This is a genomic window from Streptococcus mitis (assembly GCF_946188685.1).
In the GTDB taxonomy this organism is placed as follows: domain Bacteria; phylum Bacillota; class Bacilli; order Lactobacillales; family Streptococcaceae; genus Streptococcus; species Streptococcus mitis_CC.
Window position 1 is genome coordinate 1 of sequence record NZ_CAMHWH010000046.1, and the last position, 240, is coordinate 240.

Annotated in this window: 1 protein-coding gene; it reads left to right on the forward strand. The window is 52.9% G+C overall.

Going from position 1 to position 240, the window contains the following annotated elements; translation table 11 throughout:
* Positions 1 to 240, forward strand: a 240-nt coding sequence (locus tag N8N51_RS10410) for a hypothetical protein (protein WP_261104151.1), incomplete at both ends; no start/stop codon positions are given.

A 240-nucleotide genomic window follows, 5' to 3' on the forward strand; every position in this document is an offset into this window, starting at 1 on the left:
CCGCCCCCACCCGGCCCTTCTCGAGCGCAAGTCAATCAGCGTCAGAGTCAGCATCGACAAGTGCGTCGACATCCGCAAGTCAATCTGCATCTGAGTCCGCATCAACAAGAGCGTCGACATCAGCAAGTCAATCGGCATCTGAGTCAGCATCGATAAGTGCCTCAACATGTGCAAGTCAATCAGCGTCAGAATCAGCATCGACAAGTGCATCAATAAGCGCAAGTCAATCGGCATCTGAGT